This window comes from Gemella sp. GH3 (assembly GCF_013415425.1).
Taxonomy (GTDB): domain Bacteria; phylum Bacillota; class Bacilli; order Staphylococcales; family Gemellaceae; genus Gemelliphila.
Map to the genome: position 1 here is coordinate 1 of NZ_JACBYC010000076.1, position 573 is coordinate 573.

At 31.6% G+C, this 573-nt stretch carries 1 protein-coding gene; it reads left to right on the forward strand.

What is annotated here, in order from left to right; translation table 11 throughout:
- The coding region (locus HZY83_RS01895; protein WP_179942395.1) for a GA module-containing protein at positions 1-573 on the forward strand (573 nt) is incomplete at both ends.

Genomic DNA, 573 nt, shown 5'->3' on the forward strand with positions numbered 1-573 from the left:
GCTTATAATGATGCTTTACAAAAAGCGAAGAATATCATTAATGCAGTACCTGATAAAACTTTAGATAAAACTACAATTGAGCAAGCATTAAATCAATTACAAAGTGCAAGTGAAGCTTTACATGGTGAACAAAAACTACAAGAATCGAAAAATCAAGCTAATAGTCAAATTGATCGATTAGAATCACTTAATCCTGGACAAGTATTAGCAGAAAAAACATTAGTTAATCAATCTCAAACTATACCTGGTGTTCAAGAGGCACTTCAAAAAGCGAAAGAACTAAATGAAGCCATGAAATCTCTTAGAGCTGAAGTAGATAAAGAAAATCAAGTCAAAACAGAAAGTAAATACATTAATGCTGATCACACTAATCAAGTTAACTATGATTCTGCCATCAACCAAGGTACTCAAATTATTACAACATCACAACCACCAGAGCTTAATAAAGATGTAATTAATAAAACGACTCAGACTATCATTAATGCTCAAAACAACTTAAATGGGGAAGCTAAGTTAACTGAAGCTAAAACAACTGGTAATCAAGCTATTGATAAATTAGATGGACTAACAGAG